This is a genomic window from Bradyrhizobium sp. NC92 (genome assembly GCF_025200865.1).
GTDB lineage: Bacteria > Pseudomonadota > Alphaproteobacteria > Rhizobiales > Xanthobacteraceae > Bradyrhizobium.
Genome location: NZ_CP104171.1, coordinates 1,276,365 through 1,302,191, shown reverse-complemented (window position 1 = coordinate 1,302,191; position 25,827 = coordinate 1,276,365). Strand labels below are relative to the sequence as shown.

The window sequence follows — 25,827 nt, the reverse complement described above, 5'->3', positions numbered from 1 at the left end:
GGTGTTCCCCGGTCTATGGACAAGAATCTGCGATGGAATTTGCCCGTTTGGCGCCTGATTCCGTTATTATATGAAGCTAACTCCGATCCTCCATTGCGCGCCCGAGATCGCATGTCGAAGAAGTCCCTGTTCAAGGCGCTGACCGAGACCGGCCCGTTGATCGCGCTGGGGACGGCGCTTGCGATCCTGGTGTCGGTGGCGGCACCGGCTTCGGCACAGTTCTTCAACTTCCCCGGCTTCGGCGGGCCGCCGCAGCGTTCGGCCCCACCACCGCCACCCCGGGGCGGCGGAGGTGGCGGCTGGTTCGGCGGCGACTTCTTCGCACCATTCCAGCAGCAGCCGCAGCAAGCGCCGCGCCAGGATTTTTCGCGCGCGCCGGCACCGGCCAAGCGCGACACCATTCCTGAGAAGAACGTGCTGGTGATCGGTGATGCCATGGCCGACTGGCTCGCCTATGGCCTCGAAGACGCCTACGCCGAGCAGCCCGACATGGGCGTGATCCGCAAGCACAAGACCACGTCCGGCCTGATCAAGTACCAGCCCAAGGGCGAGCCCGCGGACTGGGCCGCGGCGGCCAAGGGCATTCTCGAGACCGAGAAGCCCGACGTGATCGTCGTCATGCTCGGCCTCAACGACCGCGTCGCGATCCGCGAGCCGGCCGCCGACAAATCCGACAAGGCAGCCGCGGAAAAAGACAAGGACAAGAAGAACGACAAGGGCGCACGCGCCAAGCCACCGGCGAAGCCCGGCGATGCCAAGCCCGACGGCGCCGCCAAGCCGGACGACAAGCCTGCCGATGCCGACCTGCCGCAGGACGACGCCGACAACGCCGACACGCCGGCGGCCGCGCCGGAAAAGACTGCGCGCAACCCGAACGGCCTCTATGAATTCCGCGACGAGCGCTGGGTCGAGCTCTACGGCAAGAAGATCGAGGAGCTCGCGGGCGTGCTCAAGGCCAAGGGCGTGCCGGTGCTCTGGGTCGGCCTGCCCGCAGTTCGCGGACCGAAGGGCACCGCGGACACACTGTTCCTGGATTCGCTGTATCGTGAGGGCGCGGCCAAGGCCGGCATCACCTATGTCGACGTCTGGGACGGCTTCGTCGACGAGGCCGGCCGCTTCCTGCAGAAGGGCCCGGACTTCGAAGGCCAGATCCGCCAACTCCGCAGCTCGGACGGCGTCTACTTCACAAAGCCGGGCGCGCGAAAACTCGCGCATTATGTCGAGCGCGAGATCACGCGCCTGCTTGCAGGACGCTCCGGCCCGATCGCGCTGCCGAGCGAGCCTGCGACCCCCGACACCAGCGCCGAGCCGGGCAAGCCCGCGCCGCGGCCGCTGGCCGGGCCAATCGTGCCGCTGGTTGCAGCCTCGATCTCGACCGATCAATTGCTGGGCGGACCAGGCACGCGTCCCGCCGCCGTCGATGCGCTCGCGGCCAAGACCATGGTGAAGGGTGAGCCGCTGGCAGCTCCCGCCGGCCGTGCCGACGATTATGCCTGGCCGCGCCGGGAAGTCGGCCGCGAGCAGGCCAAGGGCGATACGCCGATGGCGGCAACGACGCCGGACGGCGGGGCGGCTCAGGGCGCACCGGGCGCGGCCGCCGCGATCGCGCCGCCAAAGCTCGCGCCGAAGAAGCCGCCGCTCCCGCCACAGCAGCCGGCCCAGGCAACGCCCTCGTTCAGGGATTTCTTCGGCTTCGGCTCGCCGCAGCCCCCGCCGGCTCCGCGCCAGCTGACGCCGGCACCCGGACCGCGCAATCCGAATCCCAATCCTGGGGTCCCGCGTCCGCCGGGCAACGTTGGCCGCTCGGCCGAGATGTTCCGGTAATCGTCTCTGACGATTTCAGATGTCATTCCGGGGCGCGCATAGCGCGAACCCGGAATCCATCGTGCCACCGGCAATGTTGCTGAATGGATTCCGGGCTCGCGCCAAGAGGCGCGCCCCGGAATGACGCACGACAATCAGCCGTAATAGCGCCAGCGTGACGGCGGGCGACGGGCGGGACGCGACATCAGAAGCGCCAGCGCGAAGCCGATGCCGCCGGCAACCAGCAGCGCGCCGAGCGGGTTGTCCTGCACCTTCTGCGCGATGGCCTTCGAGCCGTCGCGGAAAGTCTCGCCACTGTTCTCATAGGCGTCCTTGGCATAGCCCGCGGCCGTGTCCGTGGCCTCGCGCACGGCATCCTTGGCCTGGCCGTAGAGATTTTGCACCGTGCCCGCAGCTTCCCGCGCCTTGCCCGACGCCTGCGTCTTGGCATCGCCTGCCATGTCGCCGATCGCGCCTTCCGCGCGCCCGGCATATTCCTTCGCCGATCCAACAATCCGATCCGTGTCCATGATGATCCTCCTCGGTGGTCAGCCGAAGTAACCGATCAGACGCAGCGCGGTTCCTTGGCTTGGCCTACAGAATCTTGGCCTACAGAATCAGGCCGCCATCGACGACCAGCGTCTGGCCGATGATGTAGGACGACAGCGGCGAAGCCAGGAACAGCGCCGCGCCCGCCATGTCGGCCGGCGTGCCCAATCGCCGCAGCGGGATGCGTGCGAGTGCGCCTTCCAGCCGCTTCGGATTTTCGGTCGTCACCTTCGTCATCTTGGTATCGACGAGCCCTGGCGCGATGCCGTTGACGCGGATGCCGTCCTCGGCCCAGGCCTCGCCCAGCGTGCGCGTCAATCCGACCGCACCGGTCTTCGAGGCATTGTAGGCGGGATTGCCCATGGTGGAATGATAGGCCGCAGTCGAGGACACGATGATCAGGGCGCCCTTCGCATCCCGCAACATGGAATGAAAGCGCGTCGCGCAGGCCATCAGACTCATCAGATTGACCTCGACGACCTTGCGGAAACCCGCCATCTCGAATTCGCCGCGGCGGTAGATCACCGCGCCCTGCGCGAGCACCAGGACGTCGAGACGTTCGAACGACGGCTTGAACGCTTCGATGGCATTGGGATTGCTGACGTCGAGCTGCGCGTAAGCAAGACCTTCGAGATCGGAGCCTTCCTCGGCCGAATATTCCGTTGCGTGAGCACGCGTGCCGCAGACCGCAATTGTTGCGCCCTTGGCGCGAAAGGCCTGCGCGATGCCGTTGCCGATGCCGCTGGAACCGCCGACCACCAGCACCTGCTTGCCTGAGAAATCGAGCTCGTTTGCCATTCGCGGCCTCCCCTGGTGTTTTCTGCTTGTTTGACCTGTCTGCGGATCGATGCCAGCCTTGTCAATCATAACAAGAACCAGCTCGGCGCAAGGAAACAGCATGTCCGACTTCAGGGAGCTCAGCCGGTCCGTGAAGGGCCTCACCGTGCTCGTCACCGGCGCAGCCAGCGGCATGGGACGCGCCACCGCGCGCATATTCGCTAACGAAGGTGCGAATGTCGCCGTCACTGATTTCGACGAGCAAGGCGCGCATGACGTCGCCAAGGAGATTGCGGCGAGCGGTGGCGCGGCAAGGGCGTGGAAGCTCGATGTCGCCGACGGCGGCGAGATCCAGCGTGTGGTCAGCGATGTCGCCGCGCATTTCAGCGGTCTCGACATCGTCGTCAACAATGCCGGAATCTCGGTGCGTGTCGCGATCGACGATGAGACCTATGAGGACGCCTGGGCAAAGGGCATCGCCGTGATGCTGACGGCGCATCCGCGCATCATCCGCGCCGCGCTGCCGCATCTGCGCAAGTCGAAGAGCCCGCGCATCGTCAACATCGCCTCGACCGAGGCGCTCGGCGCTACCGCCTTGCACAGTCCGTATTCGGCCGCGAAGGGTGGCGTTGTGAGCCTCACCCGCTCGCTTGCCGTGGAGCTCGGCCGCGAGGGCATCACCGTCAACTGCATCTGTCCCGGACCGATCCGCACGGGAATCACCGACCGCATCCCGGAGGAGCACAAGACCATCTACGCCAAGCGCCGCACCGCACTCGGCCGTTACGGCGACCCTGAAGAGGTCGCGCATATGACGCTGAGCCTGTGCCTGCCCGCGGCGTCCTTCCTCACCGGCGCGGTGATCCCGGTCGACGGCGGGCTGATGGCGCGGAACGCGTGAGAGCCATGCGCGCGGCGCGTTGACATCGCCGGATGCGGGAGTCATTTTTTCCACAAACAGAGCGGGAAAACCGCTCGTCAATGCGGGAGGAACGCCATGACCATCGCCATCCGGCAGCTTCAGAAACATTTCGTCGGCGAGGTATCCGGCCTCGATCTGCGCAAGCCGCTCACGCCGGATCAGGCGCGCGAGATCGAGGCCGCCATGGACAAGTACGCCGTGCTCGTCTTCCACGATCAGGACATCACCGACGAGCAGCAGATGGCGTTCGCGCTGAACTTCGGCCAGCGCGAGGAAGCGCGCGGCGGCAACATCACCAAGGCGGATGAACACCGCCTCACCTCGGGCCTGAACGACGTCTCCAACCTCGGCAAGGACGGCAAGCCGCTGCCGAAGGACAGCCGCGCCAATCTGTTCAACCTCGGCAATTGCCTGTGGCACTCCGACAGCTCGTTCCGTCCCATCCCCGCAAAGTTCTCGCTGCTGTCGGCGCGCGTGGTGAACCCGAAGGGCGGCAACACCGAATTCGCCGACATGCGCGCGGCCTATGACGCGCTCGACGACGAGACCAAGGCGGAGATCGAGGACCTCGTCTGCGAGCATTCGCTGATGTATTCGCGGGGATCGCTCGGCTTCACCGAATACACCGACGAAGAGAAGGAGATGTTCAAGCCGGTGCTGCAGCGGCTGGTGCGCACGCATCCCGTGCATCGCCGCAAGTCGCTGTATCTGTCATCGCATGCCGGCAAGATCGTCGGCATGAGCGTGCCCGAGGGGCGGCTGTTGCTGCGCGATCTGAACGAGCACGCCACGCAGCCTGAGTTCGTCTACGTGCACAAATGGAAGCTGCATGACCTCGTGATGTGGGACAACCGCCAGACCATGCACCGGGTCCGCCGCTACGACCAGTCCCAGCCCCGCGACATGCGCCGCGCGACGGTGGCGGGGACGGAGCCGACGGTGCAGCAGCAGGCGGCGGAGTAAGGCGCTGTCGTCGTGGTGAAGGCAGCAACGACAGAGTTGCAGACGACAGGGCGCGGGCGTTTCAACACACTCCGTCATTGCGAGCGAAGCGAAGCAATCCAGAATCCCTCCGCGTCGGGTTTCTGGATTGCTTCGTCGCTTCGCTCCTCGCAATGACGTGGTGGGAGGCCAGCTACACTCAGCGCCAGCTACGCGTGCCCGGCCTCGTTCGAGAGCATGCCGGGATCGATGCCGATCTTCTGCAAGGCGCGGTTGTACTTGTCGTCGACGTCGTCGCCGAAGATCAGATCCGCATCCGCGTCGCAATGCAGCCAGCCGTTGCTCTGGATCTCCGTCTCGAGCTGGCCCGGCGCCCAGCCGGCATAGCCGAGCGCGAGGATGGCGTGCTTGGGGCCGGAGCCGTTGGCGATCGCGCGCAGAATGTCGACCGTCGCAGTCAGGCAGACGCCGTCATCGATCCGCAGCGTCGCGTTCTCGATGTAGAAGTCGCTGGAATGCAGCACGAAGCCACGCCCGGTGTCGACCGGGCCGCCGCGCAGCACCTTCATGCTTTCGGCGTTCTCCGGCAGCTTGATGTGCTCGCCCTTCTTGATGATGCCGAGCTGCTGCAAGAGCTCGGGGAAATCGATGCTGCCGGCGGGATGGTTCACGATGATGCCCATCGCACCTTCCGCCGAATGGGCGCAGAGATAGATCACCGAGCGCTCGAAGCGGGAATCGCCCATCACGGGCATTGCGATCAGGAGCCGGCCGTCGAGATAGCCGGAACTGGGCAACGCGGCGCCCGAGCTGCGGGTGCTTTCGCCCGTCCTCTTGCCTGTGGGAGCCATCGCTCAAGCACTCCGGTTTCAATTCCTATCCTGATGTCGGGCCGGTCGGCTGTCAAATCAAGGCTTGCGGCGACTTGATTCAAGTGCATCCATCACACGCAATTCAATGGTTTGGCCCGGGGCCACCCTGTAAAGACGTGCTATGCTTACGAGAGTTCCCCTGCGTGCGGCGATTGGCGTCGCAACAACCCTGCTCGCGTCGGCGCTGGCCACCGCCGCCCGTGCCGATGACGCCTCGCCTTGGCAGCGCGACGGACATTCCGCGGTGCGGCTGCTGGCGGGATCGCGCAGCGGCGCGGTTTTGCTCGGCGGTATTGCCTTCCAGCTGCAGCCCGGCTGGAAGACCTACTGGCGGTCGCCCGGCGATTCCGGCGTTCCACCCCGGTTCGACTTCTCGAAGTCCGATAATGTCGAAGCGGTGACGGTGATGTGGCCGGCACCGCTGAAATTCGACGACGGCGCGGGCGGCCATTCGATCGGCTATCGCGACCAGGTCGTGCTGCCCCTGCGCATCGTCGCCAAGGCCGCGGACAAGCCGGTGACCTTGCGCGCCGAGATCAACTACGCGGTGTGCGAGAAGCTCTGCATTCCCGTGGAGGCCAGCGCCGAGCTCGGCTTCAACAGCGTCGCCTCGACCGAGGATGCGAACTTGCGCGCCGCGCTCGACACCGTGCCGAAGCCCGCCAATATCGGCGACCCCAATCCGCTCACCATTCGCGACGTCAAGCGTGACGGGCCCAAGAACGTGGTGGTCGACGTGGTGACGCCGGACGGCCGCAAGGTCAATCTGTTCGTGGAAGGCCCGACACCCGATTGGGCGCTGCCGATTCCGGCGCCGGTGCAGCACGGCCCGCCGGGGGTGATACGCTTCTCGTTCGAGCTCGACGGACTGCCGCCGGGCGCCAAGCCCGAGGGCGCCGCGCTGAAGTTCACGCTGGTCGGGCCGGAGAAGGCGTACGAGTTCAATACGAATTTGGAGTGAGGCCAGGTCAACGCGAGTACGTTGCCGAGCTCCCGCTCCAGCCGAGAGTGGGCCACCGCACACCGCCCAACCGAATCTTAACGAATCGTTGCTAGTCCCTCACCTGCCGCTGCAGGTCGCCCTGGGGATTCTTCGAATTGGCCGTGATGGATGCACCACCCGCAACGACCGGACCGGCCGGCCTGATTGCGCGGCTGCGCGCCAAGCTCGCGGGCGGATCGAGCGAGGCGTCGCTGACGCGGCGGCTCGCCGGCACCATCTTCGTCATCCGCGTCATCAGCGCCGGCCTCGCTTATGTCTCGCAGGTCCTGCTCGCGCGCTGGATGGGCACGTCCGATTACGGCATCTACGTCTATGTCTGGACCTGGGTGCTGCTGCTCGGCAGCATGATGGATTTCGGCATCTCGGCCTCGGCGCAAAAAATCATTCCGGAGTACCGCGCCAGCGGCGCGCAAGCGCTGCTGCGCGGCTTTCTCTCCGGCAGCCGCTGGCTGACCTTTGCCGTGTCCACGCTGGTGTCGCTCGGCCTTGCCGGCATCGTCAGATTGCTGTCGCCCTGGATCGATCCGGCCGAGGTGCTGCCGCTCTATATCGGCTGCATGACGCTGCCCGCCTTCGTCGTCGCCAACACCCAGGACGGCATCGCGCGCTCGCACGACTGGATGCAGCTCGGCCTGATGCCGCAATTCATCATCCGCCAGGCGCTGATCATCGGCATCACCGCGCTCGCCTTTCTGCTCGGCTATCACCTTGGCGCGGTCGCCGCGATGGTAGCGAGCCTGGGCGCGGTGTGGATCGCGATGGCCGGGCAGATGGTGGTGCTGAACCGCAAGCTCGCCGATCACGTCACACCGGGACCGAAGGTCTATGACGTCAAGGGCTGGCTCACCGTCTCGCTGCCGATTCTGCTGGTCGAGAGCTTCTACCTGCTGTTGTCCTACACCGACGTGCTGGTGCTGCAGCAATTCCGTCCCTCCGACGAGGTCGGCGTCTATTTCGCCGTGGTGAAGACGCTGGCGCTGGTCTCGTTCATCCATTACGCGATGTCGGCGACGACGGCGCATCGCTTCGCCGAATACAATGCCAGCGGCGACAAGGCGCGCCTGTCGGCTTACGTCGCGCACGCCATCAACTGGACGTTCTGGCCGTCGCTGGCCGCGACGATCGTGCTGCTCGCGCTCGGCAAGCCGCTGCTGTGGCTGTTCGGACCGCAATTCATGATCGGCTACGACATCATGTTCGTGGCCGCGATCGGCCTCGTGGTCCGCGCCGCCATCGGCCCGGTGGAACGGCTGCTCAACATGCTCGGCCAGCAGAAGATCTGCGCGCTGGCCTACGCGCTGGCCTTCGTGATGAATGTCGTGCTCTGCATCGCGCTGGTGCCGCGCTACGGCGGCCACGGCGCGGCGGCTGCGACCTCGATCTCACTGAGCTTCGAGACCGTGCTGCTGTTCTGGATCGTCCGGCAGCGGCTGGGGCTGCACGTGCTGGCGTTCGGGAAATAGCGATCGCAATTCGTGAGGTGGGCAAAGCGAAGCGTGCCCACCGCTCTTTCTCAATCGCGGAAAAATGGTGGGCACGGCGCTTACGCGCCTTTGCCCACCCTACGGCCTCGCCTCTTACTCCGCGGTCCAGCCGCCGTCGATCGAGAGGTTGGTGCCGGTGATCTGGGCGGCGTCGTCGCTGCACAGGAACAGCGCGAGCGCGGCGACCTGCTCGGAGGTGACGAACTCCTTGGTCGGCTGCGCATCGAGCAAGACATCGTTGATGACCTGCTCGCGCGTCAGATTGCGCGCCTTCATGGTGTCGGGGATCTGCTTCTCGACCAGCGGGGTCCAGACATAGCCCGGGCTGATGCAGTTGCAGGTGATCTTGTGGGTCGCGACTTCCAGCGCCACGGTCTTGGTGAGACCGGCGATGCCGTGCTTGGCCGAGACGTAGGCCGACTTGAAGGGCGAGGCCACCAGCGAATGCGCCGACGCCGTGTTGATGATGCGGCCCCACCCCTTCTTCTTCATGCCGGGCACCGCGGCGCGGATGGCGTGGAACGCCGAGGACAAATTGATTGCGATGATCTGGTCCCATTTCTCCGGCGGGAATTCCTCGATCGGCGAGACGAACTGGATTCCGGCGTTGTTGACGAGGACGTCGACCGATCCGAACGACTTCTCGCCGAGCGCGATCATGCCGGCGATCTCCGCGGGCTTGGTCATGTCGGCGGGCGAGTAGACCGCCTTCACGCCGAAATCGGACTCGATCTTGGCGCGCTCCTTCTCGATGTCCTCCGGCGCGCCGAAACCATTGATGACGACATTGGCACCGGCGGCGGCGAAGGCGCGTGCGTAAGCGAGCCCGATGCCGCTGGTCGATCCGGTCACGACGGCGTTCTTGCCTGACAGAGTACCCATTCTATTCACTCCTTTTTGCCGGGGGCGCGGTGACGTCCCCCGTGAGATCGTAGGTCACCATGGTCTCGCCGGACTGCGGCCGCTCCAGCCAATCCTTGTGGCGCATCGACAGGTGCACGTCGCGTACGCCGGCTTCCCAATGCTCGACCATGGCGACGTGCGAGAAATCGTAATCCTTGGACGAGGATTCGTAGTTCTTGCTGCGATAGATCAAATGCACCACGGTGACGGTGCTTTCGCGCGACACTTTCGCCAGGAATTCGACGGAAGGATCGTTCCTGAGATAGTCCGGCAATTTGCCGATCAGATCGCGCACGGCCCTGCGGGCGTTGTGCAGCTGCTTGTTCTTGTCGGTGTTCATCCGCGTGCGGCTGGAATAGCGGATGTCCTTCTCGCGCTCGGCGGCCTCCAGCAGCGAATTCGGCAGGTCGCCACGCGCGGAAAACAGATCGACCTGGAAGATCAGCATGTCGCGTGCGACCTCGGCATCGAGCACGTAGTCGAGCGGGGTGTTGGAGGCGATGCCGCCGTCCCAATAATGCTCGCCATCGATGACGACGGAAGGAAATCCCGGCGGCAGCGCGCCGGAGGCCATGATGTGTTCGGGGCCGATCTTCTTGCCGAGCTTCTTGAACTCGTAATTGTCGAAATATTTGAAATTGCCCGAGGTGACGCCGACCGCGCCGACCGACAGGCGTGTCTTCAGATCGTTGATGCGGTCGAAATCGACGAGACGCTCCAGCGTCTTCTTCAGCGGCGCGGTGTCGTAATAGCTTTCCGCTTCGGGATGCCCCGGCGGCCACAGCGGCGCCGGCGGAATGCGCGGCGTGAAGAAGCCGGGCACGCCGAAGGTCGCGATCAGCGCAGCACTGGTGGAATTGAACAGCTCGCGGCTGTGGTCGCTCTTGCCGACCGGCTTCCACGGCACCGGGGCCGACACCATTTCCCAGAATTCCTTGAGCCGCTCGACGCGGGTGCGACCCTCGTTGCCGGCGATGATGGCGGCGTTGACCGCGCCGATCGAGATGCCGGCCACCCATTCCGGATCGAAGCCGTAGCCGCACAGCGCCTGAAAGGCGCCGGCCTGGTACGAGCCGAGCGCACCGCCGCCCTGGAGGACCAGGACGCGTTGCGCATTCGCGGGGACGCTGGCGGATTCCGGGCTATGATCGGTCATATGGGAACAATAGCAAAAGGCTGGCCACCGTGGCGACACTCCGCCGCGGCGTCAATGCATCCCGGGATCAAGTCTGGCTTATCGCGGCTCCGTCGAGGCCAGGATCATGGTCCAGAACACCTTGTACTTGGTGCCTGGAGCATAGCTCGCCGCGATGCCTAATTTTGTGACACCGCCCTTGAGCATGTTGGCGCGGTGCGGAGGCGAGTCGCGCCAGCCGGAAAACGCTTCCGCCAGCGTATGATAGCCGGCCGAAATGTTCTCGACCGCCACGGTGGCAGGATAGGCGCCAGAGGCCAGACGCTTGGCCAGCGGCGCGCGGACGTCGTGGTCCATCTTGTTGGCCGCCGCCATCGCGCCCGACTGGGATTCGGCGAGCCTGGTCAAATCCGGGTCGACCACGACCGTGCCGAGCCCGTTGTTCTGGCGGTATTGCGAGATCATGATCGCAGCCGCCTGGACGTCGAGCTTCGAGCCCGGGACCGCCATGTCGGCATACATCGACGGCTGCTGGACCGGTGCTTCGTTGCCGGCGCAGCCGGCGAGCAGCAACATGATGAGAATTGCGGCCGCAGCGCGCATGAATCGGGGCCCCCAAATGAGGGGCCGTTGTTGCATACCAACAATGGCTGAAAGGTGAATATTGAAGAGAATTTGAGCCGTCATTCCGGGGCGGAATGACGGTAGACTTAGCCCGCAAATATCCGGTAGCGACGCGGATTGAGACCGATCGTGTCGCCGGCGCGTAGTTCCTTGTCGCGGGGGGCGTCGATCTCGATCGTCTCGCCGCCGGACAGGGCCACCTCCGCCCGCTGCACCGGGCCGAAATTGCGGACATGCTGGACCGCGCCCTCGAAGGCCCCGCTGCCGGGCGGGCCGACCAGCATGTCATGTCGCCGTACGAAAAGCTTTGACGCGCCAGGCGTCAGGCCCTCCGCGGCGAGCTGAAGCGGCCGGTCGCCGAGCCTGATCACGCCGCCTTCGACCTGGACCGGCAACTCGATGGACTCGCCGATAAAGCCGTGAACGAAGGCGCTCGCCGGCGTTTCGTAGACATCGTCAGGCGAGCCGACCTGCTCGATCCGGCCCTTGTCCATCACCACGACGCGATTGGCGACTTCCAGCGCCTCCTCCTGGTCGTGGGTGACGAAGATCGAGGTGACGTTGATCTCGTGATGCAGCGAGCGCAACCATTTGCGCAGCTCTTTCCGGACCTTGGCATCCAGCGCGCCGAAGGGCTCGTCGAGCAGGAGGATGCGCGGCTCGATCGCGAGCGCGCGGGCGAGCGCGATGCGCTGGCGCTGGCCGCCGGAGAGCTGGCTGGGATAGCGGTCGGCGAGCCAGTCGAGCTGCACCAGATCGAGCAGCTCCTTGACGCGCGAGCGGATCGCGGCCTCGTCCTTTCGGACCGCGCGCGGCTGCACGCGGAGGCCGAAGGCAACGTTCTCGAACACCGACATGTGGCGGAACAGCGCATAGTGCTGGAAGACGAAGCCGACGTGACGCTCGCGGGCGCCTTGCGCCAGCGCGTCCTCACCGTTGAAGAAGACTTCGCCCGAGTCCGGCCAGTCGAGGCCGGCGATGATCCGCAGCAAGGTGGTCTTGCCGGATCCGGAGGGGCCGAGCAGCGCCAGCAGTTCGCCGTTGTCGACCTTGAGGTCGACGCCGTCGAGAGCGGCAAAGCTGCCGAATTTCTTGACGAGATTCCTGACTTCAATCGTCACTGGCGTCTTGTCCTTCGTCGAGATGACGTTCGAGAATTGTTTTTGCGATGAGCGTGATCAGCGCAAGCATTGCGAGCAGCGAGGCGATCGCGAAAGCGGCGACGAACTGGTATTCGTTGTAGAGGATCTCGACCAGAAGCGGCATGGTGTTGGTCTCGCCGCGGATGTGGCCGGAGACGACCGAGACCGCTCCGAACTCGCCCATCGCGCGCGCGTTGCAGAGCAGGACGCCGTAGAGCACGCCCCATTTGATGTTGGGCAGGGTGACGCGGAAGAAGGTCTGCAGGCCCGAGGCGCCGAGCGAGATCGCGGCCTCCTCCTCCTGCGTGCCCTGCTCCTGCATCAGGGGAATCAGCGCGCGCGCCACAAAGGGGAAGGTCACGAAGGTGGTGGCGAGCGCGATGCCGGGAACCGCGAACAGGATCTGGATGTCGTGCTCGCGCAGCCAGCTTCCGAAAAAACCTTGCGCGCCGAACAGCAGCACGAAGACCAGGCCCGATATCACCGGGCTGACCGAGAACGGCAGGTCGATCAGCGTGATCAGGAAGGTCTTGCCCGGGAACTCGAATTTCGCGATCGCCCAGGCGGCGACGAGGCCGAACACCAGATTGAGTCCGACGGAAATCGCCGCGACGATCAACGTCAGCTTGATCGCCGCCATCGCTTCCGGCTCGGCGAGCGCGGCGAAATAGGCGAGGATGCCGCGGGAGAATGCCTGCGCGAACACGACGACGAGCGGCAGCACGACGAAAACGGTGAGAAACAGCACCGCCAGCGTGATGATGGCGATGCGGACAGTGCGCGGCTCGGTGCGCAAATTGTTCCGCGCTGCCGCCGCGTGAGCGCGTGCCTTCGAGTCGGAGGCCGAGAGCGACACGGAATCTGCGATCTGCATCGTCATGATCCGCCCTCAGCGCGCCGGAATCCGGCTCCGCGCCCAGCGCTGGAGCCGATTGACCGTGAAGATGATGACGAAGGAGACGACCAGCATGACCACCGCAATCGCGGTCGCATCGGCGTAGCGGAATTCGGACAGGCGTATCACGATCAAGAGCGGCGCGATCTCGGAGACGTTGGGCAGATTGCCGGCGATGAAGATCACCGAGCCGTATTCACCGACCGCGCGGGCGAAGGCGAGCGCGAGGCCCGTGAGCAGCGCCGGTGCGAGCGAGGGCAGGATCACGCGGACGATGGTCTGCCAGCGGCTGGCCCCCAAGCTGCCGGCTGCCTCCTCGATTTCAGGGTCGAGATCCTGGAGCACCGGCTGCACGGTGCGGACAACAAAGGGAATGCCGATGAAGATCATGGCGACGAAGATGCCGACCGGCGTGAACGCCACCTTGATGCCGAGCGCGGCGAGCGGCGCTCCCAGCCAACCTTTCTCGGCGAACAGCGCCGTCAGCGCGACGCCGGCCACCGCCGTCGGCAGCGCAAACGGCACGTCGACGATGGCATCGAAGATGCGACGGCCGGGGAAGCGGTAGCGCACCAGCGCCCAGACGATGATGCTGCCCATCACCAGGTTGACGCAGGCCGCCGCAAAGGCGAGGCCGAACGAGACGCGGAGCGCGTTCAGGGTGCGGCGGCTGGAGAGGATATTCCAGAACTGCTCGGGGCTGAGCTCGAGCGATCTCAGGAACAGGCCGGCGAGCGGAATCAGGATGATCACGGACAGCCAGGAAAGCGTCAGTCCCATGGTGAGACCGAAGCCCGGCAATGTGCGGCGTCGTGCTGCGAGTGCGCTCACCAGGCCCCCTGCTAAAGCCTCTACGACAGCGCCCGATCAGTTCTTGTAAATCTGATCGAAAACGCCGCCGTCTGCAAAATGTTCCTTCTGTGCCTTGGTCCAGCCGCCGAAGACGTCGTCGATCGTGAACAGCTCGACCTTGGCGAAGGAATTTTCGTACTTTTTGGCGGTCTCGGCATCGCGCGGACGGTAGAAATTGCGCGCGGCGATCTCCTGCCCTTCCTTGGTGTACCAGTATTGAAGGTAGGCGTCGGCCGCGTTGCGGGTGCCCTTTTTGTCGGCAACCTTGTCCACGATCGCGACCGGCGGCTCGGCGAGGATCGACTGCGGCGGTGCGATGATCTGGAATTTTTCGGGACCAAACTCCTTGAGCGCAAGATAAGCCTCGTTCTCCCAGGCGAGCAGCACGTCGCCGACGCCGCGCTCCACGAAGGTCACCGTAGCGCCGCGCGCACCGGTATCCAGCACCGGCACCTGCTGGTAAAGTTTTCCAATAAAGTCCTTGGCCTTGTCGGTCGAGCCGTACTTCTTCTGCGCAAAGCCCCAGGCCGCCAGATAATTCCAGCGTGCACCGCCCGACGTTTTCGGGTTCGGCGTGATGACGGCAACGCCCGGCTTGAGCAGATCGTCCCAGTCCTTGATGCCCTTGGGATTGCCCTTGCGCACCAGGAAGACGATGGTCGACGTATAGGGTGATGAATTCTGCGGCAGCCGCTTCTGCCAATCCGCCGCGGTGAGACCCTTGTTCGCGATCGCGTCGATGTCATAGGCCAGCGCAAGCGTCACCACATCGGCCTGCAAGCCGTCGATCACCGCGCGTGCCTGCGAGCCGCTGCCGCCGTGCGACTGCTTGATCTCGACGCTCTTGCCGGTTTCCTTCTGATAGGCGGTCGCGAACGCCTTGTTGAACTCGACATAGAGCTCACGCGTCGGATCGTACGACACGTTCAGCAAATTGATGTCAGCGGCCAGAGCCGAGCCTGCCCAGAACCCCGTCGCGAGCAATCCCGCGGCGAGCGGAACGATACGGCGCATCATGTCCATCTCCATTCACCTCGACGACATCGGCGTCATCGACGGCAGGCATAACTCGCGGCGAAACGCTCTTGTGTCAACGGAACCTGATTTTCTTGTTCGCAGCGTGGCAGCGCGACTGTGCTACGAAGTCTTCATCGTGTGGATGCCGCATTCTGTCTTGGCTCTGCCACGCCAGCGGCCGGCGCGTGCATCCTCGCCCTCAGCCGTTCGGCTGGTGCAAGGCATACACCCAACCGACAGGAATCCTGACGCAGCCAGAGGGTGTCGCGGCAATTTGGCGCGGGAGAAGATCGCCTCGATCTCCTCGCGCGAGACGTTGGCGAAGGGATTGAACTTCAGCCGCGCGCCATCGTCCTCGACGACCGGAATGTCGGCGCGCGCATTGCCCTGGAAACGCTTGCGGCCGTTGAGCCAGGCGTCGAATGGTTTCAGCGCACGCGCCAGCGGCTCGACCTTGCGGATGCGGCAGCAGGCGTCGGGATCGGAGAACCAGAGGTCGCGGTCGGGATCTTCGCGCAACAGCGTCTCCTCGGCGGGCTTGATCGAGCGGACGTCCTTCAGGCCCAGCGTCGCAATGAGGGTATCGCGATAGGCCAGCGTCTCCTCGAACAGCCAGCCGGTGTCGAGAAAGATCACGGGGATCGCCGGATCGACGTCCGCCATCACCTTCAACAGCGTCGCCGATTCCGTGCCGAAGGAGGACACCAGCGCAAGCTTCTCGCGCCCGACCGTTTTCAGCGCCGCGGCAATGACCTCCGCGGGCGAGGCATCGCGCAGGGCGCGATCGAGCTCGTCCGCCGAAGGCAGCGCAGACACGGGCGAAACCTGTGGCGCGATCGCGTTCACGTGCTGACCCCTTCGGAGTGGCGCAGCTGCATGCGCCGGTGCAGCGCGGTGATGCGGCCATCGCCGGTCGGCTGGTAGAACACCGAATAGCGCTTGGCGGTCTGCATGAAGGCTTCGGCGTCGGCCTGCTTCTTGACCTCGAAGGCATCGAAGCCGGCCCGCAGCATGAACACGAACTGGTCGCGCAGCACCTGACCGGTCGCGCGCAATTCGCCGCGGTAATTGTAGCGTTCGCGCAGCAGCCGCGCCTGGCTGTAGGCCCGTCCGTCACGGAAGGTCGGGAACACCAGCGCGACGGCGGCGATCTTGCCGAGATACGGCACGAGCTCGCTGATGTCGCGACTGTTGGGCCAGATCACGCCGACCTTGCCCGAACGCTTGAGCAAGCCCTCGGCCTCGCCGAGGAAGCGCTCGGCGGGCACCAGGATGTCGCCGCCCTCGGGCAGCGGCGTGTCGACGGCGAGCTTGACAAAGCTGTCATCGACGATCTTTCCGCCGTTAACGAGTGGCATAGACGCGCTCCTTGAAGGGTTCGACGCCGAGGCGCTTCACCGCGTCCATGAACAGCTCTTCCGGCCGCTCGCGCAGCGCGAGATAAGCTTCCACGATGTCCTCGACGACGTCGGCAACCTCGTTGAACTTCACGCCGGGACCGATCAGGGTGCCGAGCGCCGCATTCTCGTCCGCACGGCCGCCGATGGTGATCTGGTAAACCTCCTCGCCGTTCTTCTCGACGCCGAGAATGCCGATATGGCCGACATGGTGATGGCCGCAGGCATTGATGCAGCCGGAGATGTTGATGTGGAGACGGCCGATCAGGTTGGCCAGCTCGTGGTTGGCGAAGCGCCGCGTCAGCTCCTGCGCGATCGGAATCGAGCGCGCATTCGCCAGCGAGCAATAATCGAGCCCCGGGCACGCGATGATGTCGGTGATCAGATTGACGTTGGGCGTCGCGAGCCCGAGCTTGTCGAGCGCCTTCCACAGCGCCGGCAAATCGCGCTTGGCGACGTGCGGCAGCGCCAGGTTCTGCTCATGGCCGACGCGGATCTCGCCGAAGGAATATTTGTCGGCGAGATCGGCCAGCGCATCCATCTGCTCGGCCGTGGCGTCGCCCGGAGGCCCGCCAGTCGGCTTCAGCGAGATCGTGACGATCGAATAGCCCTGCACCTTGTGCGGCGCCACCGAGTTCTTGCGCCACGCCTCGAAGTCCGGATCGGCCGCGGCCTGGCGCAGCTCGTCCGGCATGTGCGGCAGCTTCTCGTAAGGAGGATAGGTGAAGCGCGAGCGGATGTCCTCGATCACCTCGTCGTCGATCTGGAGCGAGGAGTTACGAATGTGCTGCCACTCGTCCTCGACCTCGCGCGAAAACTTCTCGATCCCGAGCTCGTGCACCAGGATCTTAATGCGCGCCTTGTAGATGTTGTCGCGGCGGCCGTACTGGTTGTAGACGCGCAAGATAGCCTCGATGTAGCTGAGGATGTCGCGTCCGTGCACGAAGTGCTTGATGGTCTTGGCGATGAACGGCGTGCGGCCGAGACCGCCGCCGACGAGAACCTCGAAGCCGGTCTCGTTCTTCTCGTTCTTGATCAGGCGCAGGCCGATGTCGTGGATCTTGATCGCGGCGCGGTCGTGGTCCGAGGCGGTGATCGCGATCTTGAACTTGCGCGGCAGGAACGAGAATTCCGGATGCAGCGTGGTGTGCTGACGGATCAGCTCAGACCAGATGCGCGGATCCTCGATCTCGCCCGGCGCGACGCCGGCCCATTGATCCGAGGTGACGTTGCGCATGTTGTTGCCGGAGGTCTGCATCGCGTGGATGCCGACCTTGGCGAGGTCTTCGAGCGCATCCGGCAGCTCGGCGAGCTTGATCCAGTTGAACTGGATGTTCTGCCGCGTGGTGAAGTGGCCATAGCCGCGGTCGTATTTGCGCGCGACATGGGCAAGCGCCCGCATCTGGTTCGTCGCCAGCGTGCCGTAGGGAATCGCGACGCGGAACATGTAAGCGTGCAGCTGCAGATAGACGCCATTCTGCAGACGCAGAATCTTGAACTCGTCCTCGGTGAGCTCTCCGGACAGGCGCCGCTTCACCTGGTCGCGGAACTCCGAGACGCGCTCGTTGACGAGCGTGCGGTCGATTTCGTCGTAAGCGTACATAAGTGCGTGCCTTAAACCTGGGCCGGCTGTCCGATTGTGACGCCGGTGCGGCGAATCTGTTCGCGCAGATTGCCGGGCAGGACCTTGCCATCGTCGCCGATCTCCACCGGCGCGATATAGGGGCCGATGGCGCCGACGTCATCGGCCACGGCTTCCGCAAGCAACGCCTTGGCCTCGTCGGAGTTGCGCACGATGGCGGCTTCCGATAGCTCGGCGGACCAGCTTTTGGCGGCGGTGCGGTAGACCACGATGCCGTCCCAGGTGCGATTGGCCGTCACGACCGAGGGGCCGGCGATCTTGATCTTCTTCTGTTCGAGCGGAGAGGTCATTCGGCTGCATCCAATAGGTCAGAGATGATTTGCTTGGGAGTCTGGCGGCGAAGCGAACCGGCATGCCGGACCACGTCGCCGATGATGAGGATGGCGGGACCGCCATGGATCCGCCGCACCAGTTCCGGCAGGTCGCGCAGCGGGCCGATCGCGCCTTGGGCCTCGGGTCGCGTGACGCGGGCGAACACGCCGACCGGCGTCTCCGGCGAGCGACCGGCCGCGAACAGGCCGGCGCGCACGGCGGGCGCTGCGGTCACGCCCATGTAGACCACGACGGTCATCTTCGTGTCGGTCAGCGTCGACCAATCCACGTTCTCGGCATCGCGCGACTTGTGCGCGGTGAGAAAGGTGATGCGGGTCGCTTCGTGACGATAAGTGAGCGGCACCTCGAAATCGGCAGCGGCGCCTAGGCCTGCAGTGATGCCGGGAATGATCGAATAGGCGACGCCGGCGGCGCGCAGCGCTTCCACTTCTTCGCCGCCGCGGCCGAACACGAAGGGATCGCCGCCCTTCAGCCGCACGACGCGCTGGCCCGATTGCGCGGCCTCGATCATGCGCTTGTTGATGGCGTCCTGGCCGATGCCGGGCTTGCCGACGCGGCGGCCGACCGCAACGCGCGTGGTATCGCGGCGAATGCGATCGAGAATCTCGGGCGAGACCAGCTCGTCATGGAAGACGATGTCGGCGTCCTGGAGCGCGCGCAGCGCCTTGATGGTGAGCAGATCCGGATCGCCGGGGCCGGCGCCGACCAGCGCGACCGAGCCTTCCGGCTTGTCGGCGCGCGCGAAGGCGGAGGGATCGGAGATGGCCTTGAGCGAAGCGTCCGCCTCAGCCTTGCGTCCGGCGAGCACGGCGGCGCCAATCGGACCGTCGATGACGCGCTCCCAGAAGCGGCGGCGCAGCGGAAACTCGGCGATGCGCTCGTTGATGGACTTGCGGAAGGTGCCGATGAACTCGGCGAGTTCGCCGATGCGCGCCGGCAGCAGCGCCTCGATCTTCTCGCGCACGCGCCGCGCCACCACCGGGGAGGTGCCGCCGGTGCCGACCGCGACCACGACATCGCCGCGATCGACGATGGCCGGAAAGATGAAGCTGGAATGCTCGAGGTCGTCCATGACGTTGACGGGAAGGCCGAGCGACTTGGCGCGAGCCGACATGGCCACACCGACATCGCCCGCGCCCGCGCAGACGACAGCGATGACGCCTGAAAGATCGGCCGTGAGCGGATCGCTCGCCGCGATCTCGATGCGCGCCGCATCTTCGGAGCCCAGGCCGAGGTCATGATTGCCGTCGATCGCATGCACGCGCAGCCGCGCGCCGGCAGCGGCGAGCACGCGCAGCTTGGCGCGCAAAAGCTCGCCCGCGCCGATGAGAATCACCGGGCCGGCCTTGAGATCGAGAAACACCGGCAAGAACCGCATGCGATACTCGCTTCCCCACAAACGGGGTTGACTGGAATTATTTTCTATATATGTCTCGTTTCGAGCGCGCAAAGAGAAATTTTTTTCTTCTCTTCTGCACCGCAACTATAGAATTTTCGCCTCCAAACGCAAAGTGGCAGAGATGCATCTTCTCAGGACGGATTCCGGTGCAGATGGGCAGAACTTTCGCGCGCCCATTTCTGAGCAAATTCCAGTCGGGCTGACCGCCCCGAGCATGGATCATCTCGATCAGCTCGAAGCGCAGAGCATCTACATCTTCCGTGAGGCCTTTGCCCGGCTGAAGAAGATTGCCCTGTTGTGGTCGCTCGGCAAGGACTCCAACGTCATGATCTGGCTGGCGCGGAAAGCCTTCTTCGGCAAGATGCCGTTTCCGGCCCTTCACGTCGACACCGGCAAGAAGTTTCCGGAGATGTATCGCTTCCGCGATCATTACGGGAAGGAATGGGATCTCGATCTGCGCGTCGAGCCCTGCCCGCCGATCGATGCGGTCGACCCGACGCTGCCGCCGGCCGCCCGTTCCGCCGCGCGCAAGACCGAGGGCCTCAAGATGGCTCTCGCAAAGTATGGCTTCGACGGCCTGATCGCCGGCATCCGCCGCGACGAGGAAGCGACCCGCGCCAAGGAGCGCGTGTTCTCGCCGCGCGGGCTCGAAGGCAATTGGGACGTGCGCGACCAGCCGCCGGAGTTCTGGGACCATTTCAACGCCTCGCCGCCGCAAGGCGCGCATTTGCGCATCCATCCGATCCTGCATTGGACCGAGGCCGATATCTGGGCCTACACCAAGCGCGAGAACATTCCGATCATCCCCCTGTACCTCGCCAAGGACGGCAAGCGCTATCGCTCGCTCGGCGATCAGGACATCACCAACCCCGTGAATTCGACGGCGTCCAGCATCGACGAGATCCTGATCGAGCTCGAGCAGACCAAGGTGCCGGAGCGCTCGGGGCGCGCGCTCGACCACGAGACCGAGGACGCCTTCGAGCGTCTGCGCGTCGCCGGCTATCTCTGATCAAGGACGCTTTGCGGCTATGAACATGATCGTCACTCCCGCTTCGCCTGCGACCCCGAGCGGCACCACGCGTCCGCAAGTGCGCATCGTCATCGTCGGCCATGTCGACCACGGCAAGTCGACGCTGGTCGGCCGCCTCTTGCATGAAACCGGCAGCCTGCCCGACGGCAAGCTCGAAATGCTGAAAGCTGTCAGCGCGCGGCGCGGCATGCCGTTCGAATGGTCGTTCCTGCTCGACGCGCTGCAGACCGAGCGCGACCAGGGCATCACCATCGACACCACGCAGATCCGCTTCCGCACCAATTCGCGCGACATCGTGCTGATCGACGCGCCCGGCCACGCCGAATTCCTGCGCAACATGATCACCGGCGCCTCGCAGGCCGACGGTGCGGTGCTGATCATCGATGCGCTGGAGGGCGTGCGCGACCAGACCAGGCGGCATGGCTATCTCCTGCATCTGCTCGGCGTGAAGCAGGTCGCCGTCGTCGTCAACAAGATGGACCGCGTCGATTTCTCCGCCGCACGCTTCAAGGACATCAGCGACGAGATTTCCGCGCATCTGAACGGCCTCGGCGTGACGCCCACGGCCGTGATCCCGATTTCCGCGCGCGACGGCGACGGCGTCGCCGAGCGTACCGACCGCATCGGCTGGTACAAGGGGCCGACCGTGGTCGAGGCGCTCGATCGCCTCGAGCCGGCGCGTCCGCTGGAAGCGCTGGCGCTGCGGCTGCCGGTGCAGGCGATCTACAAGTTCGACGACCGTCGCATCGTTGCCGGCCGCATCGAATCCGGCAGCCTGATTGCCGGCGACGAGATCGTGATCATGCCCGCGGGCAAGATCGCGAAGATCAAGACGGTCGAGAGCTGGCCGGTGACGCCGGTCGCCAGCCGGCAAGGCGCGGGCCGCTCGGTCGGCATCACGCTCGACCGCGAATTGTTCATCGAGCGCGGCGACATCATCGCGCATGTGGGCAGCGCCCCGCGCGAGACGCGGCGGCTGCGCGCGCGCATCTTCTGGCTGCACGACAAGCCGCTCGCCAAGGGCGACCAATTGCTGGTGCGCTGCGGACCGAAGGAAAGCCGCGCCACCGTTGTCGCCATCGAGAAGGCGGTCGATCCCGGTGAGCTCTCGAGCAGCGAGAACAAGGCGATCGGCCGCAACCATGTCGGCGAGATCGACATCTCCCTGTCCAATCCGATCGCGACCGATCCCTACACCGAAAATCCGCGCACCGGCCGCCTCGTCATAGAGGTGTCCGGACGCATCGCCGGCGGCGGCCTGGTGCTGTCGGTCGATGCCGGCCAGCGTGCCGTGCCGGTCGACATCGTGCCGGTGGAATCGGCGCTGCGCAGCGACGAGCGCTCGGCGCGCTATCGCCATAACGGTGCCGTGGTCTGGCTCACCGGCCTGCCCGCCTCCGGCAAGTCGACGCTGGCGCGGGCGCTGGAGCGGCGTCTCTTCACCAATGGCGGCTCGCCGATCCTGCTCGACGGCGACACGCTGCGCGCCGGGCTCAACAGCGATCTCGGCTTCTCCGCCACCGATCGCAGCGAGAACATCCGCCGCCTCGCCGAGGTCGCGACACATCTCGCCCGCAACGGGCACATCGCGATCGTCGCGGCGGTCTCGCCCGCGCGCGAAGATCGCGCCGCCGCGCGCCGCATCGCCGATACCGCGTTCCGCGAGATCCATGTCGCGACGCCGGCCGAAGTGTGCGAGGAGCGCGATCCCAAGGGCCATTACAAGAAAGCCCGCGCCGGCGCGCTCGCCTCGTTCACCGGCATCGGCAACGATTACGAGAAGCCTGAGGCTGCCGAGCTCGTGATCGACACGTCGAAGCGGACCGTGGCCGAGGCGGCTGACGAGATCGAGCAGATGCTGAAGACATCAGGCGTGCTGTTCGACGAGCTCGTGGACCTCGCTGCGAACATTTGAGGTCGCCCCAGTCTCCGCTGTCGTCGCCCGGTGTGAACCGGGCGACCCAATATTCCAGAGACAGCGTTGGGATACGGAGAAGCCGCGGCGTACTGGATTCTCCGCTTTCGCGGGGAACGACACCGGTGCGTGGGGCTTCTCCCACCTCCTCTTGACATTTTGACAAGCCCCCGGGGGTCTTCTCACCGCCCTGATTTTGGGGCTAATAGGTCCGGAAAGCCGCCCCGCGTGGGCGCATTTTGCTGCTGTCGAGTCAAAAGCAGCCAAAAACAGCCATTTCCAACAAGAAAGCCCATCATGAAACGCGTCGACGCCCACGGATTGAAGATCGCCCCTGTTCTGTTTGACTTCATCGCCAAGGAAGCCGCCCCGACAACGGGAATCGCGCCGGATGCGTTCTGGGCCGGGCTTGCCGGCATCATCAAGGAGCTGGGACCGAAGAATCGCGAGCTGCTCGGGTTTCGCGACAATCTGCAGGCCAAGATCGACGACTGGCACCGCGCCAACAAGGGCAAGGCGTTCGACCTCGATGCCTATACCGCCTTCCTGAAGGAGATCGGCTATCTCGTGCCGGAGCCGGCGACGCAGAAGGTCGAGACCGCCAATGTCGACGAGGAGATCGGCAAGATCTGCGGCCCGCAGCTGGTCGTGCCGCTCACCAATGCGCGCTACGCGCTGAACGCGGCGAATGCGCGCTGGGGCTCGCTCTATGACGCCTTCTACGGCACCGACGCGATCCCGCACGACCCGTCCGAGAGCGGCAAGGGCTACAACAAGGCGCGCGGCGACAAGGTGATCGCCAAGGCCAAGGCGTTCCTCGACAACGCCGTGCCGCTCGCGACCGGCAGCCACACCGACGTCACCGCCTACAGCGTCGTCGCGGGCCAGCTCGCAGTGAAGCTGAAGAGCGGCAACGCCACCGCGCTGAAGCACGCCGCACAGTTCGCCGGCTTCCAGGGCGATGCCGCCGCGCCGAGCGCCGTGCTGCTCGTCAACAACGGCCTGCATATCGAGGTCAAGATCGACCGCAGCAGCGCGATCGGCAAGGACGATCCGGCCGGTGTCGCCGACATGATCATGGAGGCCGCGGTCTCGACCATCCTCGACATGGAGGACTCGGTCGCCGCGGTCGATGCCGAGGACAAGGTGCTGGTCTACCGCAACACACTCGGCCTGATGAACGGCACGCTGTCGGCCGATTTCGAGAAGGGCGGCAAGACGCTGACGCGTTCGCTCAATTCCGACCGCCTCTACAAGACGCCTGACGGCAAGGGCGAGGTCAAGCTGCACGGCCGCAGCCTGCTGTTGATGCGCAATTGCGGTCACCACATGTTCACCGACGCGGTGCTGGACGAGAAGGGCGAAGAGGTTCCGGAAGGCCTGCTCGATGCCGCCGTCTCGGGCCTGCTCGCGATCCACGACCTCAAGGGCCATTCGAAGGTCAAGAACAGCCGCACGGGATCGGCCTATATCGTCAAGCCGAAGATGCACGGCCCGGACGAGGTCTCGCTGACCTGCGAGATCTTCGACCGCGTCGAGAAGATGCTGGGCCTGCCCGAGAACACGCTCAAGGTCGGCATCATGGACGAGGAGCGGCGCACCACCGTCAACCTCAAGGCCTGCATCCAGCGCGCCTCCAAGCGCATCATGTTCATCAACACCGGCTTCCTCGACCGCACCGGCGACGAGATCCACACCTCGATGGAAGCGGGCCCGATGATCCGCAAGAACGAGATGAAGGCGCAGGCCTGGATCAAGGCCTACGAGGACTGGAACGTCGACATGGGCCTGACCTGTGGCCTGCCGGGCCACGCCCAGATCGGCAAGGGCATGTGGGCCGCCCCCGACAAGATGGCGGACATGCTGGCGCAGAAGCTCGGCCATCCGCAGGCCGGCGCCACCACCGCCTGGGTGCCCTCGCCCACAGCGGCGACGCTGCACGCGCTGCACTACCACCAGGTCAACGTGATCGCGCGCCAGGAAGAACTCGCCAAGGGCGGACCGCGGGCAAAACTGTCCGACATCCTGACCATTCCGGTGTCGAAGTCGAACTGGGCGCCCGATGACGTCAGGCAGGAGATCGACAACAATTGCCAGGGCATTCTGGGCTATGTCGTGCGCTGGATCGACCAGGGCGTCGGCTGTTCCAAGGTGCCCGACATCCACGATGTCGGCCTGATGGAAGACCGCGCCACCTTGCGCATCTCCAGCCAGCACCTCGCCAACTGGCTGCACCAGGGCGTCATCACCGAGGCGCAGGTGATGGAATCGCTCAAGCGCATGGCGGTCGTCGTCGACAAGCAGAACGCCGGCGATCCGATCTACAAGCCGATGGCGCCCGCCTTCGACGGCGTCGCCTTCAAGGCGGCCTGCGAACTCGTCTTCAAGGGGCGCGAGCAGCCGAACGGCTACACCGAATACATCCTCACCGCGCGCCGCCGCGAGGCCAAGGCTCTTGGATAAAGAGGCTCTTGGATAAAGAGGCGCTGGGCTGAACGAAGTCACGGAACCGTCAAAAGCCCCGGCCCGCGCCGGGGCTTTTTTCTTGCGCGAAACGTCGCGGCTTGGCGCGGAACAGGCTGCGTGCGCCTCGCGTTGTCGGGCCATCAACCCATGGGAGATGGTCATGGACTGGAATCGGATCGAAGGAAACTGGAAGCAGTTCAAGGGATCGGCCAAGGAGAAATGGGGCAAGCTCACCGATGACGACCTCCAACTGATCGAGGGCCGCCGCGAGCAGCTCGAGGGCCGGCTGCAGGAACGCTACGGCAAGGCCAAGGACCAGGTTCGTCAGGACGTCGACGACTGGCTGAAGTCGCTGCACTAGCGCAGCATGAACGAAGCCCCGGCTCAGGCCGGGGCTTTTTGTTTGGGAGCAGTAGCCCCCGCTAGAATACTGTCAGATATTTCAGCAGCGACACGACGCCGATGATGATGACGATCACGCGCGCGATCTGCTTGGCGCGGCCGTCCATCGGCAGCATATTGATCAGATAAAGCACGAGAATGACGACGAGAAAGGTGACGAGGACGCCGATCAGCATTGCAGGGACCCCCCTTCTGGCAAATTGCTAACGATGTCCTAACGCTGGCCTCGCGCGCTGGTTCCATCAACGCAACCCATTGCAACTTCTAGTAAATGCGTATTTTTACCGGTAGCTTGGCTGCCTAAAACTTTACCCTTTTCCTCT

Annotated in this window: 25 protein-coding genes; 9 read left to right on the top strand and 16 right to left on the bottom strand. The window is 64.9% G+C overall.

All coding sequences use genetic code 11. From position 1 onward, the window contains the following. Positions 1 to 111 precede the first annotated feature (111 nt). Positions 112 to 1,824: an SGNH family hydrolase gene (locus N2602_RS06115; protein WP_260382062.1), complete on the top strand. Its 1,713-nt coding sequence runs from the start codon at positions 112 to 114 to the stop codon at positions 1,822 to 1,824. 134 nt (positions 1,825 to 1,958) lie between these two features. On the opposite strand, the gene N2602_RS06110 is transcribed toward N2602_RS06115, so the two are convergent. Together N2602_RS06110 and N2602_RS06105 are read right to left on the bottom strand one after the other, a co-directional pair. Next, on the bottom strand, positions 1,959 to 2,333 hold the full coding sequence (locus N2602_RS06110; RefSeq protein WP_172784864.1) for a CsbD family protein: 375 nt from the start codon (positions 2,331 to 2,333) through the stop codon (positions 1,959 to 1,961). Positions 2,334 to 2,412: 79 nt separating this feature from the next. Beyond that, complete coding sequence (locus N2602_RS06105; protein ID WP_260382061.1) at positions 2,413 to 3,150, bottom strand: SDR family NAD(P)-dependent oxidoreductase; 738 nt, start codon at positions 3,148 to 3,150, stop codon at positions 2,413 to 2,415. A 100-nt stretch (positions 3,151 to 3,250) separates the two neighbouring features. On the opposite strand from N2602_RS06105, the gene N2602_RS06100 reads away from it, so the two are divergent. Together N2602_RS06100 and N2602_RS06095 are read left to right on the top strand one after the other, a co-directional pair. Beyond that, positions 3,251 to 4,030, top strand: a complete 780-nt coding sequence (locus N2602_RS06100) for an SDR family NAD(P)-dependent oxidoreductase (RefSeq protein ID WP_260382060.1) — start codon at positions 3,251 to 3,253, stop codon at positions 4,028 to 4,030. Positions 4,031 to 4,126: 96 nt separating this feature from the next. Further along, on the top strand, positions 4,127 to 5,014 hold the full coding sequence (locus N2602_RS06095; RefSeq protein WP_172784867.1) for a TauD/TfdA family dioxygenase: 888 nt from the start codon (positions 4,127 to 4,129) through the stop codon (positions 5,012 to 5,014). A gap of 188 nt (positions 5,015 to 5,202) precedes the next feature. Here N2602_RS06095 and N2602_RS06090 read toward each other — a convergent pair whose 3' ends face one another. After that, positions 5,203 to 5,844, bottom strand: coding sequence for a YqgE/AlgH family protein (locus N2602_RS06090; protein WP_172784868.1), 642 nt, complete (start codon positions 5,842 to 5,844; stop codon positions 5,203 to 5,205). Between the two features lie 142 nt (positions 5,845 to 5,986). On the opposite strand from N2602_RS06090, the gene N2602_RS06085 reads away from it, so the two are divergent. Next, entirely contained in the window at positions 5,987 to 6,826 is an 840-nt protein-coding gene (locus tag N2602_RS06085) for a protein-disulfide reductase DsbD domain-containing protein (protein ID WP_260382059.1), read from the top strand. Between the two features lie 146 nt (positions 6,827 to 6,972). Then, positions 6,973 to 8,331 (top strand): flippase, encoded by a 1,359-nt coding sequence (locus N2602_RS06080; protein WP_260382058.1) that lies wholly within the window; start codon positions 6,973 to 6,975, stop codon positions 8,329 to 8,331. A gap of 114 nt (positions 8,332 to 8,445) precedes the next feature. Here the strand turns inward: N2602_RS06080 and N2602_RS06075 are convergent, their stop codons facing one another. The 12 genes from N2602_RS06075 to cysG all read right to left on the bottom strand — a co-directional run bounded on the left by N2602_RS06075 (position 8,446) and on the right by cysG (position 19,670). After that, complete coding sequence (locus tag N2602_RS06075; RefSeq protein WP_260382057.1) at positions 8,446 to 9,234, bottom strand: 3-hydroxybutyrate dehydrogenase; 789 nt, start codon at positions 9,232 to 9,234, stop codon at positions 8,446 to 8,448. 1 nt (position 9,235) lies between these two features. Further along, entirely contained in the window at positions 9,236 to 10,411 is a 1,176-nt protein-coding gene (locus tag N2602_RS06070; protein ID WP_260382056.1) for a patatin-like phospholipase family protein, read from the bottom strand. Positions 10,412 to 10,489: 78 nt separating this feature from the next. Beyond that, a complete protein-coding gene (locus tag N2602_RS06065; protein ID WP_212254186.1) occupies positions 10,490 to 10,993 on the bottom strand; it encodes a CAP domain-containing protein in 504 nt (167 codons plus the stop codon). Between the two features lie 107 nt (positions 10,994 to 11,100). Then, positions 11,101 to 12,135, bottom strand: a complete 1,035-nt coding sequence (locus N2602_RS06060; RefSeq protein ID WP_260382055.1) for a sulfate/molybdate ABC transporter ATP-binding protein — start codon at positions 12,133 to 12,135, stop codon at positions 11,101 to 11,103. Beyond that, entirely contained in the window at positions 12,125 to 13,036 is a 912-nt protein-coding gene (gene cysW, locus N2602_RS06055) for a sulfate ABC transporter permease subunit CysW (RefSeq protein ID WP_260382054.1), read from the bottom strand. The genes N2602_RS06060 and cysW overlap by 11 nt, the downstream gene beginning before the upstream one ends. Positions 13,037 to 13,045: 9 nt before the next feature. Next, on the bottom strand, positions 13,046 to 13,831 hold the full coding sequence (gene cysT / locus N2602_RS06050; protein ID WP_246570639.1) for a sulfate ABC transporter permease subunit CysT: 786 nt from the start codon (positions 13,829 to 13,831) through the stop codon (positions 13,046 to 13,048). A gap of 87 nt (positions 13,832 to 13,918) precedes the next feature. Then, complete coding sequence (locus N2602_RS06045; protein WP_373569517.1) at positions 13,919 to 14,926, bottom strand: sulfate ABC transporter substrate-binding protein; 1,008 nt, start codon at positions 14,924 to 14,926, stop codon at positions 13,919 to 13,921. Positions 14,927 to 15,040: 114 nt separating this feature from the next. Beyond that, positions 15,041 to 15,766, bottom strand: a complete 726-nt coding sequence (locus N2602_RS06040) for a phosphoadenylyl-sulfate reductase (protein WP_260382053.1) — start codon at positions 15,764 to 15,766, stop codon at positions 15,041 to 15,043. Continuing rightward, complete coding sequence (locus N2602_RS06035) at positions 15,763 to 16,278, bottom strand: DUF934 domain-containing protein (protein WP_260382052.1); 516 nt, start codon at positions 16,276 to 16,278, stop codon at positions 15,763 to 15,765. The genes N2602_RS06040 and N2602_RS06035 overlap by 4 nt, the downstream gene beginning before the upstream one ends. Then, positions 16,265 to 17,920: a nitrite/sulfite reductase gene (locus tag N2602_RS06030; RefSeq protein ID WP_260382051.1), complete on the bottom strand. Its 1,656-nt coding sequence runs from the start codon at positions 17,918 to 17,920 to the stop codon at positions 16,265 to 16,267. Before N2602_RS06030 ends, N2602_RS06035 begins: the two co-directional genes overlap by 14 nt. Positions 17,921 to 17,931: 11 nt before the next feature. Next, positions 17,932 to 18,249, bottom strand: coding sequence for a DUF2849 domain-containing protein (locus N2602_RS06025; RefSeq protein WP_172784881.1), 318 nt, complete (start codon positions 18,247 to 18,249; stop codon positions 17,932 to 17,934). Then, entirely contained in the window at positions 18,246 to 19,670 is a 1,425-nt protein-coding gene (cysG, locus tag N2602_RS06020) for a siroheme synthase CysG (RefSeq protein ID WP_260382050.1), read from the bottom strand. Before cysG ends, N2602_RS06025 begins: the two co-directional genes overlap by 4 nt. A gap of 235 nt (positions 19,671 to 19,905) precedes the next feature. Here cysG and cysD point away from each other — a divergent pair, with 235 nt between their 5' ends. The 4 genes from cysD (at position 19,906) to N2602_RS06000 (ending at position 25,463) form a co-directional block, all read left to right on the top strand. After that, on the top strand, positions 19,906 to 20,700 hold the full coding sequence (gene cysD / locus N2602_RS06015; RefSeq protein WP_172784883.1) for a sulfate adenylyltransferase subunit CysD: 795 nt from the start codon (positions 19,906 to 19,908) through the stop codon (positions 20,698 to 20,700). Between the two features lie 19 nt (positions 20,701 to 20,719). Next, positions 20,720 to 22,636 carry an adenylyl-sulfate kinase gene (gene cysC / locus N2602_RS06010; RefSeq protein ID WP_260382049.1) on the top strand — a complete coding sequence of 639 codons (1,917 nt, stop codon included), beginning with the start codon at positions 20,720 to 20,722 and terminating at the stop codon, positions 22,634 to 22,636. 297 nt (positions 22,637 to 22,933) lie between these two features. Further along, positions 22,934 to 25,099, top strand: a complete 2,166-nt coding sequence (locus N2602_RS06005) for a malate synthase G (protein WP_260382048.1) — start codon at positions 22,934 to 22,936, stop codon at positions 25,097 to 25,099. A gap of 163 nt (positions 25,100 to 25,262) precedes the next feature. Beyond that, positions 25,263 to 25,463: a CsbD family protein gene (locus N2602_RS06000; protein ID WP_008546815.1), complete on the top strand. Its 201-nt coding sequence runs from the start codon at positions 25,263 to 25,265 to the stop codon at positions 25,461 to 25,463. A gap of 61 nt (positions 25,464 to 25,524) precedes the next feature. Here the strand turns inward: N2602_RS06000 and N2602_RS05995 are convergent, their stop codons facing one another. Continuing rightward, the gene (locus N2602_RS05995; protein ID WP_130363252.1) at positions 25,525 to 25,680 is read right to left on the bottom strand and encodes a Thivi_2564 family membrane protein; all 156 of its coding nucleotides are present in this window, start codon (positions 25,678 to 25,680) and stop codon (positions 25,525 to 25,527) included. Positions 25,681 to 25,827: the final 147 nt, after the last annotated feature.